The organism is Enterobacter sp. PGRG2 (genome assembly GCF_030291195.1).
GTDB lineage: Bacteria > Pseudomonadota > Gammaproteobacteria > Enterobacterales > Enterobacteriaceae > Enterobacter_D.
On sequence record NZ_CP127837.1, the window covers coordinates 2,772,281 to 2,785,551 of the forward strand.

A 13,271-nucleotide genomic window follows, 5' to 3' on the forward strand; every position below is an offset into this window, starting at 1 on the left:
TAACCCATGACAACTCAGTACGGCTTTTATATTGATTCCAGCCGCTGCACCGGGTGCAAAACCTGCGAGCTGGCCTGCAAAGATTACAACGATCTGACTCCGGAAGTCAGTTTCCGTCGCATCTATGAATACGCGGGCGGAGACTGGCAGGAAGACAACGGCGTCTGGCAGCAGAACGTCTTTGCGTATTATCTGTCGATTGCCTGCAACCACTGCGCCGATCCGGCCTGCACCAAAGTCTGCCCCAGCGGCGCGATGCACAAGCGCGACGACGGTTTTGTGGTGGTRAATGAAGAGGTGTGCATCGGCTGYCGTTACTGCCATATGGCCTGCCCGTAYGGYGCSCCGCAGTACAACGCCGCTAAAGGCCATATGACCAAGTGCGACGGCTGCCATTCGCGGGTGGCGGAGGGCAAAAAGCCGATCTGCGTCGARTCCTGCCCGCTGCGCGCGCTGGACTTTGCGCCCGTTGACGARCTGCGTGAAAAATACGGCAGCCTTGATGCCGTCGCCCCGCTGCCGTCCGGGCATTTTACAAAGCCGAATATCGTGATCAAACCCAACGCCAACAGCCGCCCCACCGGGGATAAAACCGGCTTTCTGGCTAACCCGCAGGAGGTGTGAGATGGGCAACGGATGGCATGAATGGCCGCTGATGATTTTTACCGTGTTTGGTCAGTGCGTGGTCGGTGGATTTATCGTCCTCGCCGTTGCGCTGCTGCGTTTTGAGACGACATCGTTGCAACGGCAACGCATCTTCAACGCTATGACCGGCCTGTGGGTGTTAATGGGGCTGGCCTTTATGGCCTCGACCCTGCATCTGGGATCGCCGCTGCGCGCCTTTAATGCGCTCAACCGCATCGGACATTCAGCGCTGAGTAATGAAATTGCCAGCGGTGCGCTGTTCTTTGCCGTGGGCGGATGCGGCTGGCTGCTGGCGATGATGAAAAAGATGCCGCCCGCGCTGTTACGCGTCTGGCTGGTGATTACCTCGCTGCTGGGGCTTGTATTTGTCTGGATGATGGCCAGGGTGTATGACAGCATCGACACCATCCCTACCTGGTACAGTCTGTGGACCCCGCTGGGCTTTTTCCTCACTATGCTTACTGGCGGCCCGCTGTTGGGCTATCTGCTGCTGCGGGTTGCCGGGTTTCGGGCATGCGGCATGCGCGCGCTGCCAGCGGTGACGCTGCTGGCGATCATAATCAGCCTTGTGGCTGGCCTGATGCAGGGCCATGAACTGGCAGCGATTTCCAGCTCTGTGCAGCAGGCTGCGGCGCTGGTGCCGGAATACGGTACCCTGATGGCCTGGCGCGTCATACTGCTGCTGGTGGCGCTGGCAGTGTGGATCGTCCCACAGCTTAAAAACCGCCAGCCTGCCGTGCCGCTGCTATCGCTGGCATTCATGCTGGTGCTGGCAGGGGAGATGATCGCGCGCGGCATTTTTTATGGTTTACACATGACGGTCGGTATGGCGGTGGCTGGCTGACGTCATCAGGGTAAAACCGGGGGGCTAACCGCCGGTTTTACCGTTTTTTCACCATGAAATATTTCAACTGAATGTACCGGCATATCCCGGAAATAACTCATATAAAACATCACGCTATTCACTTTCCTCTGGCCTTACCCGCTCCGTTAGATGAGTAAATTCAATCGACGCCCTCTAAAACGCCCACAGCGCCATTTTCCGTAGATTGACAAAGTTTTTGCCGGTGGCATGATGCGCTCGAATTCTGATCATCCTCACGGTTTTTCATCCATGTTTACTTATACCCGGCCGGTGCTGTTACTGCTCTGCGGCCTGTTACTGCTGACGCTGGCGATCGCAACGCTGAACACGCTCGTCCCGCTCTGGCTCGCCCATGAAAACCTTCCGGTATGGCAGGTTGGTATGGTCGGCTCTGCCTTTTTTACCGGCAACCTTGTCGGTACCCTGCTGACCGGGCGTCTGATTAAACGCATGGGGTTTAACCGCAGCTATTACATCGCGTCGCTGGTGTTCGCCAGCGGCTGCGTCGGCCTTGGTCTGATGGTCGGCTTCTGGAACTGGATGCTGTGGCGCTTCATCGCCGGTATTGGCTGCGCCATGATCTGGGTGGTGGTGGAAAGCGCGCTGATGTGCAGTGGCACGTCACGTAATCGTGGCCGCCTGCTGGCCGCCTATATGATGGTCTATTACATCGGTACGGTGCTGGGACAACTGATGGTCAGCAAACTGTCCACCGAGCTGATGCATGTCCTGCCGTGGGTGACCGGTATCGTGCTGGCGGCTATTCTGCCGCTGCTGTTCACCCGCATTGTCGATCAGAACAGCGAACATCAGGAAGCCACCAGCGTCTGGCCGATGCTGCGTCTGCGTCAGGCGCGGCTTGGGGTTAACGGCTGCATTATTTCCGGCATCGTGCTGGGTTCGCTGTACGGCCTCATGCCGCTCTGGCTGAACCACCGTGGCGTGAGCGATGCCGGGATTGGCTTCTGGATGGCCGTGATGGTCAGCGCCGGTATTCTCGGGCAGTGGCCGATTGGCCGACTGGCGGATCGCTTTGGGCGTCTGCTGGTGTTACGGGTGCAGGTTTTTGTGGTGATCATAGGATGTCTGGCCATGCTCAGCAATGCGGCGATGGCACCGGCTCTGTTTGTCCTCGGCGCGGCGGGGTTCACGCTCTATCCGGTGGCGATGGCCTGGGCCTGCGAAAAGGTCGAACATCATCAGCTGGTGGCGATGAATCAGGCGCTTCTGCTCAGTTACACCGTCGGCAGTCTTTTCGGCCCGACCTTCACCGCCATGCTGATGCAAAGTTATTCCGATAATTTGTTGTTTATTATGATCGCCAGCGTCTCCTTTATCTATCTGCTGATGCTGCTGCGTAAAGCAGGCCAGCATCCGACGCCAGTGGCTCACGCCTGATAAATAAAAAAGCCTGTCCATGACAGGCTTTTTTACGGCTGCTTTCCAGGATTTCTTTACTGTTTTTGTAAAGCGGAACGGACGATAATTGTCACGAGTACACTCTGACTAAGGCGGCAATTATGCACACTCGTCGTTTTAATACCCTCGCGCTGGCAGTCGTTTTATCCCTGTCCTTTGTTTCCGCACCGGGCATGGCTAACCCTGGTAACGGGAATGGCAACGGAAATCACGGTAACGCGGATCATGGGAATAAACAGAAAAATGACCATGGCAACCGGGGCGGGGCAGACAAGAAAAACGTCAGCGATGATGTCTCTGTCCGGCTGAGTTACGATCGCGCCCGTTCGCTGGCGGTGAATCATGGCCTGACGGGTTACCGTTCGCTGCCGCCCGGCATCGCCAAAAACCTGGCGCGCGGTAAGCCTCTGCCTCCGGGCATTGCCAAAAAAATGGTGCCGTCTTCTATGCTGGGGCAACTGCCTTCTTACCCCGGTTATGAATGGCGTATCGCCGGTGACGATCTGGTATTGATTGCGCTGAGCACGGCCATTGTGACGGCAGTCATCAACGGCGTGTTTGAATAAATAAAAAAGCCCGGTCGCTATGCGGCGCCGGGCTTTTTGTTTTTATCAAGCTTAGTACATGACCTTGTGACCATACTGTTCAAGGATGCCTTTCACGCGCTCCATGGTCTCTTTTTTCGGCGGATGCACGCCATCGAGCTTGTACTCTTCGCCCATCGCCACCCACTTATGTTTGCCCAGCTCGTGATAGGGGAGCAGTTCGATTTTCTCAACGTTGCCCATGTCACGGGTAAACTCACCTAAGCGGTGGGCGGAATCGTCATCGTCCGACCAGCCGGGCACCACCACATAGCGGATCCAGACCTTGATGTTTTTCTTCGACAGATACTGAGCAAACTCCAGCGTACGGTGATTGGAGACGCCCACCAGATTCTGGTGGATCTCATCGTTCATCTGTTTCAGATCGAGCATCACCAGGTCGGTGACTTCCAGCAGTTCATCAATGACCGGATCGTAACGACGCACAAAGCCATTGGTATCGAGGCAGGTATGAATACCTTCCTTGTGACAGGCGCGGAACCAGTCACGCACAAATTCAGCCTGGAGAATGGCCTCGCCGCCGGACGCGGTCACGCCGCCGCCTGACGCGTTCATAAAGTGGCGGTAGGTCACCACTTCTTTCATCAGCTCCTCGACGGTAATTTCTTTACCGCCGTGCGTGTCCCAGGTGTCACGGTTATGGCAGTACAGGCAGCGCATCAGGCAGCCCTGAAAGAAGGTGATAAAGCGAATGCCCGGGCCATCTACGGTGCCACAGGATTCAAAGGAGTGAATGCGACCGATCACTGACATTGCGATGTATCTCCAGGTGTAGCCCGTCCCGGGCTTGTATTGCACAGCTCAAACCGGCTGTGTTAAGTCTGTTTTGGCAATGGCCTGAAAAGACACTTGGCAAAGCAGGCTTGATGAAGAGGGGGAACTGTTAAAAAGGCCCCACATAAGTGGAGCCTTTATTGTACGCTTTTTCAGCCGGACATGAAATTACATGGTCTGGGTGAAGGTACGGGTAATAACGTCCTGCTGCTGTTCTTTCGTCAGGGAGTTAAAACGTACCGCGTAGCCGGATACACGGATGGTCAGCTGCGGATATTTTTCCGGGTTTTCCATCGCGTCGAGCAGCATTTCACGGTTCATGACGTTGACGTTCAGGTGCTGACCGCCTTCGATGGTAGACTCGTGATGGAAGTAACCATCCATCAGGCCTGCCAGGTTGGTTTTACGCACTTCGTCATCTTTACCCAGTGCATTCGGTACGATAGAGAAGGTGTAAGAGATACCATCTTTAGCGTAAGCGAACGGCAGTTTCGCAACGGAAGTCAGAGAGGCAACGGCGCCTTTCTGGTCACGGCCGTGCATCGGGTTAGCACCTGGTCCAAACGGCGCGCCAGCACGACGACCATCCGGGGTGTTACCGGTTTTCTTACCATACACAACGTTAGAGGTGATGGTCAGAACAGACTGCGTCGGGATAGCGTTACGGTAGGTAGTCAGTTTCTGAATTTTCTTCATGAAACGTTCAACCAGGTCAACCGCCAGGTCATCTACGCGAGCATCGTTGTTACCAAACTGCGGGTATTCACCTTCGATTTTGAAGTCGATCGCCAGACCGTCTTCGTCACGCACCGGGGTGACTTTCGCATATTTGATTGCCGACAGGGAGTCAGCCGCAACGGACAGACCTGCGATACCACACGCCATGGTGCGGATAACGTCACGGTCGTGCAGCGCCATCAGAGAGGCTTCGTAGCTGTACTTGTCGTGCATGTAATGGATGATGTTCAGTGCGGTGACGTACTGTTTAGCCAGCCAGTCCATGAAGTGATCCATGCGATCCAGCACTTCGTCGAAGTTCAGGACATCGCCTTTGATAGGTTCAGACTTCGGACCCACCTGGATTTTCATTTTTTCATCAACGCCGCCGTTGATAGCGTACAGCATGGTTTTCGCGAGGTTAGCGCGAGCGCCGAAGAACTGCATTTGCTTACCAACAACCATCGGGCTTACGCAGCAGGCGATCGCGTAGTCGTCGTTGTTGAAGTCAGGACGCATCAGGTCATCATTTTCATACTGCAGGGAGGAAGTATCGATAGACACTTTCGCTGCGTATTTTTTGAAGGCCATCGGCAGTTTTTCTGACCACAGCACGGTGATGTTTGGTTCCGGAGACGGACCCATGGTGTACAGGGTGTTCAGGAAACGGAAGCTGTTTTTGGTAACCAGAGTACGGCCATCAACGCCCATACCACCGATAGATTCAGTTGCCCAAATCGGGTCGCCGGAGAACAGTTCATCATACTCAGGGGTACGCAGGAAGCGAACCATACGCAGTTTCATGACCAGGTGGTCAATCAGTTCCTGAGCTTCTTGTTCGGTGATTTTGCCCGCTTTCAGGTCGCGCTCAAAGTACACGTCGAGGAAGGTGGAAACACGACCGAAGGACATTGCTGCGCCGTTCTGGGATTTCACAGCGGCCAGGTAGCCGAAGTAAGTCCACTGTACCGCTTCTTGCGCATTTTTTGCCGGAGCAGAAATATCGCAGCCGTATTTAGCAGCCATCTCTTTGATCTGGCCCAGAGCACGGTGCTGTTCGGCGATTTCTTCGCGCAGACGGATAGTCGCTTCCAGATCAATGCCGTTTTCCAGTTTGTCCTGCAGGGACAGGAACTGGGCATATTTGTCTTTCATCAGGAAGTCGATGCCGTACAGCGCAACGCGACGATAGTCACCGATGATACGGCCACGGCCATAGGCATCCGGCAGACCTGTCAGCACACCGGATTTACGGCAGTTCAGGATGTCTTTGGTGTAAACATCGAACACGCCCTGGTTATGCGTTTTACGGTATTCAGTGAAGATTTTCTTCAGCATCGGGTCCAGCTCGCGGTTGTACGCTTTGCAGGAACCTTCAACCATTTTGATGCCGCCGAACGGGATGATCGCACGTTTCAGAGGCGCTTCAGTTTGCAGACCAACGATTTTCTCAAGGCTTTTGTTAATGTAGCCAGCATCATGAGAAGTAATGGTGGAGGCAATTGAGGTGTCGAAATCAACAGGTGCGTGAGTGCGGTTTTCCAGCTTCACGCCTTCCATCACTTTGTCCCAAAGCGAGGTGGTAGCTTCAGTGGCGCCGGCCAGGAAGGATTCGTCACCCTCGTAAGGCGTGTAGTTTTTCTGGATAAAGTCGCGTACGTTGACTTCGTTCTGCCAGTCACCTTTCGCAAAACCTTCCCAGGCTGTGGCTAACTTTTCATTAAGCTCGGACATATGATACCTACCTTCTTAAGTGGATTTTTTATTTACTGCCTGAGGCAACCATTAATGATGGTCGTCGCCACGCAGGTAAATGACCCAGTATGTCAACCCAACAAGTAAACCCCCGCCGATAATGTTCCCGATGGTTACCGGGATCAGGTTATCTGTTATGAAGTTCATCACTGTCAGATGAGAAAAACTTTCTGGAGTCGAACCGATCGCGGTCCAGAACTCCGGCGCTGCAAAATGACGAATTACGATACCCAGTGGGATCAAGAACATGTTTGCAATACTGTGTTCGAAGCCGCTGGCGACAAACATACCGACGGGCAGAACCATGATGAGGGCTTTATCCATCAGGCTGCGGCCGGAGTAACTCATCCATACCGCCAGACAGACCATCAGGTTTGCCAGGATCCCGAGAGCCACGGCTTCGACAAAAGTGTGATGCATTTTATGATCGGCGGTTTGCAGGAGGTTGAGTCCCCAGCCACCGTTAGCGACCATATATTCACCAGATAACCACATCAACAGTACGAATAATAGCGCACCAATCAGGTTGCCGACATAAACGTTAACCCAGTTCCGGGCGAGCTGGCCCCAGGTGATGCGTCCGCTGGCTTTCGCGACGACAATCAGTACCGTTGAAGTAAACAGGTCGGCGCCGCAGATAACGCACAGGATCAGCCCCAGAGAAAAACATATGCCGCCAATCAGTTTGGCGATACCGAACGGCATAGTCGCGGTGCCGGTCGTGGCAGTGATGTAGAACACGAAAGCGATGGAGATGAATACGCCCGCGGTGATCGCCAGATAAAAGGTGGTCAGCGGATGTTTCGTTGCTTTATAGACACCGGCTTCCTCGGCAACTTTCGCCATAGCAGCTGGTAGCAATAGATCAAAAGGGTTGTCAGCTTTCACACTAACTCTCTCTTTATTAAGTCGGCGACGAGATACTAACAAAGCATTATAGAAGAGAAATTGATGTGGATCATATCTCGCCTGGCTTATAGGCCCGTAAAGCGCATGGTTTTTCGGCAAATACGGAGTAACGTGTTGATTATCCAAATAAAAATAAATTTTAAAGTTTATTAAAAGTGTTGAAAAAAATTATATGCTCTCCCGGCTGACAGTTAATTAATATGGAGTAATGACTTAAAAAAGTAACAATTCTGCCTGGGTATCGATAATAATATTCACCCATAATTAACTTAATTATTACATTTGCGGTTCATTACAAAATAATAAAAAAAGGGGCGATTTAATCGCCCCGTAATATAGCCTGAACCTGCGTTTACGCCTACAGGTTGTAATGTTATTTCTGCTTATTTTGTCCAGTAGGCCGCTTTCGCGCGCTGCAACTTCTCATATGCCTGTAACAGAGACTGATGCGCCGGGAAGGCGGTCAATGTACCGTCGGCGGCCTGCAGGCCATAGAAGGGCGCTTCACCGCTCAGCGCCGCGCTGGCCGCTTCCACGGCCTCTGCGCCGTACATACGCACAAAAGCGTGCAGATATTGCAGCGGCTCGCGATCCTCTTCCTGCGTCAGCAGCAACAGCGTTTGCAGACAACGATAGTAGTTGGCGCGTTCCGGCGTAAAGATCGAGGCGTTGAACTCCATCGTCCATTCCGTCCAGATCAGCGCCTGCTCGGTGTCGCCACCCGCCAGCGCCAGCATCGCTTTCAGTTCGCCGATGCGCAGCGTGTACCAGCCATTATCTTTACCTGTGGCGATACCCAGCAGTTCACGCACGCGGGTGAAATCGTCATGGCCTTCTTCATCCAGCTGCGCGATCAGATTGAGATAATCCTCTTTTTCCCACGTGCTGCCCGGCAACGCCAGCAGAGTCTCACGCAGGTGCGCGCCCATGCTGTTATTCGCCAGCCACAGATCTTCCGCCGGATAAATATCAGACATTCCCGGCACGATGATGCGGCAGGCGTACACGCTCAGGTGCTCGTAGTCGGCGATATAGACTTCTTTATCTTCCGCCTTAAAGATGGCCATCAGGGTGGCAAACTCTTCTTCGGTGGTGCCGGCAAAGCTCCAGTCCACGAACGGATAATCCGCATCCTGTTTGAACATGTCCCAGGAAATCAGACCGCTGGAATCGATAAAGTGCGTTTCGAGGTTCGCATGTTCAGCCACTTCTTCATCATCAAAGGTTGGCGGCGTAAAGACGTCGAGATCTTTCAGTCCGCGTCCCTGCAACAGCTCGGTCACAGTACGCTCAAGTGCCACGCCGAAGTCCGGGTGCGCGCCGAAAGAGGCGAAGCAGGTACCGTTAGCCGGATTAAACAGCACGACGCAGATCACCGGATATTTACCGCCCAGCGAGGCGTCATAAGCGAAAATCGGGAAACCCTCGGCTTCCAGCGTTTCAATGGATGCCACCACGCCCGGATAGCGCGCCAGCACGTCAGCCGGGATTTCCGGCAGGCTGATGCTTTCGGCGATGATGCGGTTTTTGATATGGCGCTCAAACACCTCAGACAGACCCTGTACGCGGGCTTCGTTGGCGGTGTTGCCTGCGGACATACCGTTAGAAACGTACAGGTTGCCAACGATGTTCATCGGAATATAAACCGTCTGCTGATCGGACTGACGGGTAAAAGGCAGGCCGCAGATCCCACGCTCTTCATTGCCGGACTGCAAATCAATCAGCATGCTGGCGGTCAGTTCGTTTTCCGGATCGTAGAACGCGCGCAGACGCTCATCAAGAATGCCTTTCGGCAGCTCATCGTCTTCCGGCAGCGGGAACCATTTTTCGTTAGGGTAATGAACGAACGGGCCATTGGCGATGGCATCGCCCAGCCAGAAATCGGCAAAGAAATAGTTAGTGGACAGGCGTTCGAAATATTCGCCCAGCGCGGACGCCAGCGCGGCTTTTTTAGTCGCACCTTTGCCGTTGGTAAAGCACAGTGAGCAGGCTTTATCCCGGATATGCACAGACCAGACGTTCGGAACCGGATTCAGCCAGGAGGCTTCTTCTATATCGAAGCCGAGATCGAGCAGTTTTTGCTGGAAGCGGGCGATGGAATCTTCCAGAGCGGCATCTTTGCCGGGGATAAATGTTTGCGTCATTGTCTTCACTTTATTCGTACGGAAAGCGCGCAATGATACGGGTTTTGCGTGACAGGCGCTATCGAAGTAAGCCGGGCGGCAAAAATAAAACTCCCCACTATGCTTATAAGCACTAACGTACTGTTCAGGATGAATAAAATGAAAGCGTTTGATCTGCAACGTATGATGCTGGATAAAGTGCCGCTGGAGTTTTTGGGCGAAGTCGCGCTGCGTAGTCTTTATACTTTTGTACTGGTTTTTATATTTCTTAAGCTGGCAGGTCGCCGTGGCGTACGGCAGATGTCGCTGTTTGAAGTGCTGATAATTCTGACATTGGGATCGGCTGCGGGGGACGTGGCGTTTTACGATGATGTCCCTATGCTGCCCGTATTTATTGTGTTTCTTACCCTGGCGGTACTTTACCGGCTGGTGATGTGGTTGATGGCGCACAGTGAAAAACTGGAAGATCTTTTTGAAGGTAAGGCGGTGATTGTCATTGAAGAAGGCGAGCTGGCGTGGGAAAAGTTGCAAAAAGAAAACCTCACCGAATTTGAATTTTTTATGGAGCTGCGGGTTAACGGCGTCGAACAGCTGGGGCAGGTCAAACTGGCGATCATGGAAACCAATGGTCAGATCAGCCTTTATTATTATCCTGATGATGAAGTCCGTCCTGGTCTGAGTATATTGCCGCCGGAATGGAGCCCGCGTTTCACGACTATTCCTGAAGAAGATGATTACGCCTGCATAAGGTGCAGTGAGGTCATAAGAATGAAGGCGGGTCAGCGGATGCTCTGCCCGCGCTGCGACCATCCCGAATGGTCAAAAGCAAGCCGCGCGCTCCGCATCACCTGACAGCGTTTTTCTCCATAAGAAATCAGCAAGTCCGGACATTGTGCTATGTGATTAGGCGCACAATTCCGGGCTGTGCGCCATTACCCGTTGCGACACCGGTCACTGAATGGTAAAACCGATGTCACAGGAATTACTTATTGCTATCAGCGTGGTGAGGGGAAATGGCTCAGGTCTTTAATTTCAGTTCAGGTCCGGCAGTTTTACCGGCAGAGGTGCTCAAACAGGCGCAACAGGAGTTGTGCGACTGGAACGGTCTTGGCACATCGGTAATGGAAATCAGCCACCGTGGAAAAGAATTTATTCAGGTTGCTGAAGAGGCAGAACAGGATTTTCGCGATCTGCTGAACATCCCCTCAAACTATAAAGTTTTATTCTGTCACGGCGGCGGGCGCGGTCAGTTCGCCGGTATACCGCTCAATCTGCTCGGTGATAAAACCACGGCTGATTACGTTGATGCCGGATACTGGGCGGCGAGCGCGGTAAAAGAAGCGAAAAAATACTGCACCCCAAACGTCATTGACGCTAAAACTACCGTTGACGGTCTGCGTGCTGTGAAGCCGATGCGTGAGTGGCAACTGAGCGATAACGCCGCCTATATGCATTATTGCCCGAACGAAACCATCGACGGTATCGCCATTCATGAGACTCCGGATTTCGGGCGCGACGTCGTGGTAACGGCGGATTTATCCTCGACCATTCTGTCCTCGCCGCTGGATGTCAGCCGCTTCGGCGTGATTTACGCCGGCGCGCAGAAAAATATCGGCCCGGCCGGACTGACGCTGGTGATCGTACGTGAAGATCTGCTCGGCAAAGCGCATCCCGCCTGTCCATCGATCCTCGATTACACCGTGTTAAACGATAACGACTCCATGTTTAACACTCCGCCGACCTTTGCCTGGTATCTGTCAGGGCTGGTGTTCAAATGGTTGAAAAAGAATGGCGGCGTCACGGCCATGGACCGCATCAATCAGCAAAAAGCCAGCCTGCTGTACGGCGTCATCGATAACAGCGACTTCTACCGCAATGACGTGGCCGTCGCAAACCGCTCGCGCATGAACGTGCCTTTCCAGCTGGCCGACAGCCAGCTTGATAAGCTGTTCCTTGAAGAGTCCTTCGCCGCCGGTTTACATGCGTTGAAAGGCCACCGCGTCGTGGGCGGTATGCGCGCCTCGATTTATAACGCCATGCCGCTGGAAGGCGTGCAGGCCCTGACCGACTTCATGACGGATTTCGAACGTCGCCACGGTTAATCCCGCATCCCACCGCTACCCCCGCAGCCTGACTGCGGGGTTTTTATTCCGTTTTTTTGAGAGTTAAGCTTCATGGAATCCCTGACTTTACAACCCATCGCGCGTGTTAATGGCACCATCAATCTGCCAGGTTCAAAAAGCGTCTCCAACCGCGCGTTGCTGCTGGCCGCACTGGCGCACGGCACCACCGTTCTGACGAACCTGCTGGACAGTGATGACGTTCGCCATATGCTCAATGCCCTGAGTGCGTTAGGGGTGGAGTACAGGCTGTCCGACGATCGTACCCGCTGTGAAGTGACAGGCGCAGGCGGCCCGTTAGTTTCCGCTGAAAAGCTGGAGTTATTTTTAGGTAACGCCGGTACGGCGATGCGCCCGCTGGCGGCGGCGCTTTGTCTGGGAAACAACGATCTGGTGCTGACCGGCGAGCCGCGTATGAAAGAGCGTCCTATCGGGCATCTGGTGGACGCCCTGCGTCAGGGCGGCGCGCAGATCGACTATCTGGAGCAGGAAAATTACCCGCCGCTGCGTTTACGCGGTGGTTTCACCGGCGGCGAGATTGAGGTTGACGGCAGCGTCTCCAGTCAGTTTTTAACCGCACTGCTGATGACCGCGCCGCTGGCGGCGCAGGACACTTTTATTACCATCAAAGGCGATCTGGTATCTAAGCCCTACATCGACATCACTCTGCATCTGATGAAAACATTCGGTGTGGCGGTGGACAACCATAATTATCAGCGCTTTGTGGTACGCGGTGCCCAGCGTTACCACTCCCCGGGGCATTATCTGGTGGAAGGCGATGCCTCTTCTGCCTCTTACTTCCTTGCGGCAGGCGCCATCAAAGGCGGGACGGTAAAAGTCACCGGCATTGGTCGTAATAGCGTGCAGGGCGATATCCGTTTTGCGGACGTGCTGGAGAAAATGGGCGCGACCGTGGAGTGGGGCGATGACTACATTGCCTGTACGCATGGCGAGTTGAATGCGGTGGATATGGACATGAACCATATCCCGGATGCGGCAATGACCATCGCCACGGCAGCGCTGTTTGCCCGCGGCACCACTACGCTGCGCAACATCTACAACTGGCGCGTAAAAGAGACCGACCGTCTGTTTGCGATGGCGACCGAACTGCGCAAAGTGGGCGCAGAGGTGGAGGAGGGTGAAGATTATATTCGCATCACCCCTCCGGCCTCGTTAACCCTGGCCGAGATCGGCACCTATAACGACCACCGTATGGCGATGTGCTTCTCGCTGGTGGCGCTGTCCGATACGCCGGTTACCATTCTTGATCCAAAATGTACGGCGAAAACCTTCCCGGATTATTTCGAACAGTTAGCGCGCATCAGCACGCTGGCGTAAA

General features: G+C 53.9%; 11 protein-coding genes. 7 read left to right on the forward strand and 4 right to left on the reverse strand.

Features of this window, described 5'->3' with window-relative positions:
- Positions 1 to 6: 6 nt before the first annotated feature.
- The 4 genes from QRD42_RS12220 to QRD42_RS12235 all read left to right on the forward strand — a co-directional run bounded on the left by QRD42_RS12220 (position 7) and on the right by QRD42_RS12235 (position 3,495).
- A complete protein-coding gene (locus QRD42_RS12220; RefSeq protein WP_321987231.1) occupies positions 7 to 624 on the forward strand; it encodes a DMSO/selenate family reductase complex B subunit in 618 nt (205 codons plus the stop codon).
- A 1-nt stretch (position 625) separates the two neighbouring features.
- Complete coding sequence (locus QRD42_RS12225; RefSeq protein ID WP_321987232.1) at positions 626 to 1,489, forward strand: dimethyl sulfoxide reductase anchor subunit family protein; 864 nt, start codon at positions 626 to 628, stop codon at positions 1,487 to 1,489.
- Positions 1,490 to 1,759: 270 nt separating this feature from the next.
- On the forward strand, positions 1,760 to 2,908 hold the full coding sequence (locus QRD42_RS12230; protein ID WP_318363498.1) for an MFS transporter: 1,149 nt from the start codon (positions 1,760 to 1,762) through the stop codon (positions 2,906 to 2,908).
- A gap of 122 nt (positions 2,909 to 3,030) precedes the next feature.
- On the forward strand, positions 3,031 to 3,495 hold the full coding sequence (locus tag QRD42_RS12235; protein WP_321987233.1) for an anti-virulence regulator CigR family protein: 465 nt from the start codon (positions 3,031 to 3,033) through the stop codon (positions 3,493 to 3,495).
- 51 nt (positions 3,496 to 3,546) lie between these two features.
- On the opposite strand, the gene pflA is transcribed toward QRD42_RS12235, so the two are convergent.
- From pflA to ycaO, 4 genes are all read right to left on the reverse strand, one after another.
- Complete coding sequence (gene pflA / locus QRD42_RS12240; protein WP_072568024.1) at positions 3,547 to 4,287, reverse strand: pyruvate formate lyase 1-activating protein; 741 nt, start codon at positions 4,285 to 4,287, stop codon at positions 3,547 to 3,549.
- A gap of 189 nt (positions 4,288 to 4,476) precedes the next feature.
- Positions 4,477 to 6,759: a formate C-acetyltransferase gene (gene pflB, locus QRD42_RS12245; RefSeq protein WP_321987234.1), complete on the reverse strand. Its 2,283-nt coding sequence runs from the start codon at positions 6,757 to 6,759 to the stop codon at positions 4,477 to 4,479.
- 51 nt (positions 6,760 to 6,810) lie between these two features.
- Positions 6,811 to 7,668: a formate transporter FocA gene (gene focA / locus QRD42_RS12250; RefSeq protein ID WP_158684888.1), complete on the reverse strand. Its 858-nt coding sequence runs from the start codon at positions 7,666 to 7,668 to the stop codon at positions 6,811 to 6,813.
- 404 nt (positions 7,669 to 8,072) lie between these two features.
- Entirely contained in the window at positions 8,073 to 9,833 is a 1,761-nt protein-coding gene (gene ycaO, locus QRD42_RS12255; RefSeq protein ID WP_321987235.1) for a 30S ribosomal protein S12 methylthiotransferase accessory factor YcaO, read from the reverse strand.
- A 138-nt stretch (positions 9,834 to 9,971) separates the two neighbouring features.
- On the opposite strand from ycaO, the gene QRD42_RS12260 reads away from it, so the two are divergent.
- The 3 genes from QRD42_RS12260 (at position 9,972) to aroA (ending at position 13,270) form a co-directional block, all read left to right on the forward strand.
- Complete coding sequence (locus QRD42_RS12260) at positions 9,972 to 10,664, forward strand: DUF421 domain-containing protein (protein WP_321987236.1); 693 nt, start codon at positions 9,972 to 9,974, stop codon at positions 10,662 to 10,664.
- Positions 10,665 to 10,825: 161 nt separating this feature from the next.
- Positions 10,826 to 11,914 carry a 3-phosphoserine/phosphohydroxythreonine transaminase gene (serC, locus tag QRD42_RS12265; protein ID WP_321987237.1) on the forward strand — a complete coding sequence of 363 codons (1,089 nt, stop codon included), beginning with the start codon at positions 10,826 to 10,828 and terminating at the stop codon, positions 11,912 to 11,914.
- Positions 11,915 to 11,986: 72 nt separating this feature from the next.
- Positions 11,987 to 13,270: a 3-phosphoshikimate 1-carboxyvinyltransferase gene (gene aroA / locus QRD42_RS12270; RefSeq protein WP_321987238.1), complete on the forward strand. Its 1,284-nt coding sequence runs from the start codon at positions 11,987 to 11,989 to the stop codon at positions 13,268 to 13,270.
- The last annotated feature ends 1 nt before the right edge of the window (position 13,271 follow it).

What these genes read in the sequence shown, in the direction of transcription:
- QRD42_RS12225 (WP_321987232.1), top strand. Translation starts at nt 626, where the DNA reads ATGGGCAACGGATGGCATGAATGGCCGCTGATGATTTTTACCGTGTTT.
- QRD42_RS12230 (WP_318363498.1), top strand. Translation starts at nt 1,760, where the DNA reads ATGTTTACTTATACCCGGCCGGTGCTGTTACTGCTCTGCGGCCTGTTA.
- QRD42_RS12235 (WP_321987233.1), top strand. Translation starts at nt 3,031, where the DNA reads ATGCACACTCGTCGTTTTAATACCCTCGCGCTGGCAGTCGTTTTATCC.
- pflA (WP_072568024.1), bottom strand. Translation starts at nt 4,287, where the DNA reads ATGTCAGTGATCGGTCGCATTCACTCCTTTGAATCCTGTGGCACCGTA.
- pflB (WP_321987234.1), bottom strand. Translation starts at nt 6,759, where the DNA reads ATGTCCGAGCTTAATGAAAAGTTAGCCACAGCCTGGGAAGGTTTTGCG.
- ycaO (WP_321987235.1), bottom strand. Translation starts at nt 9,833, where the DNA reads ATGACGCAAACATTTATCCCCGGCAAAGATGCCGCTCTGGAAGATTCC.
- QRD42_RS12260 (WP_321987236.1), top strand. Translation starts at nt 9,972, where the DNA reads ATGAAAGCGTTTGATCTGCAACGTATGATGCTGGATAAAGTGCCGCTG.
- serC (WP_321987237.1), top strand. Translation starts at nt 10,826, where the DNA reads ATGGCTCAGGTCTTTAATTTCAGTTCAGGTCCGGCAGTTTTACCGGCA.
- aroA (WP_321987238.1), top strand. Translation starts at nt 11,987, where the DNA reads ATGGAATCCCTGACTTTACAACCCATCGCGCGTGTTAATGGCACCATC.